Origin of the sequence: Pseudomonas sp. GM33 (assembly GCF_000282295.1) — a bacterium.
Taxonomy (GTDB): Bacteria; Pseudomonadota; Gammaproteobacteria; order Pseudomonadales; family Pseudomonadaceae; genus Aquipseudomonas; species Aquipseudomonas laurylsulfatiphila.
In genome coordinates this window covers 1-584 of sequence record NZ_AKJO01000128.1, presented here as the reverse complement: position 1 = coordinate 584, position 584 = coordinate 1, and the positions used below count along the sequence as shown (strand labels likewise).

The window sequence follows — 584 nt, the reverse complement described above, 5'->3', positions numbered from 1 at the left end:
TAGGTCCAGGCACCGCCGGTGCCGATGGAGAACTGGCCGTAGCTACCGGCGGTGTTGGTTTGGGCGACGAAGGTTGCGGCGCTGTCGACGTCGCTGATGGTCAGGGTGCCGGTGGTGGAAATGTCGACGGCGGCATGGGTCTCGGTGAGGTTGGCGATGTCGGCGGACAGCACGGCCGCATCATTGGTGCCGAGGATATTCACGGTGACCGAAGTGAGGGTGCCATCGGCACTGCTCACCGCGAAGGTGTCGGTGTAGGTGGTACCGGCGGCGAACTCGTTGTGCGCGGAGCTGGCGACGTAGGTCCAGGCACCGCCGGTGCCGATGGAGAACTGGCCGTAGCTACCGGCGGTGTTGGTTTGGGCGACGAAGGTTGCGGCGCTGTCGACGTCGCTGATGGTCAGGGTGCCGGTGGTGGAAATGTCGACGGCGGCATGGGTCTCGGTGAGGTTGGCGATGTCGGCGGACAGCACGGCCGCATCATTGGTGCCGAGGATATTCACGGTGACCGAAGTGAGGGTGCCATCGGCACTGCTCACCGCGAAGGTGTCGGTGTAGGTGGTACCGGCGGCGAACTCGTTGTG

General features: G+C 64.9%; 1 protein-coding gene. It reads right to left on the bottom strand.

What is annotated here, in order from left to right; genetic code table 11:
• A partial coding sequence (locus PMI26_RS07140; RefSeq protein WP_007977683.1) for a VCBS domain-containing protein occupies positions 1-584 on the bottom strand: 584 nt, incomplete at both ends.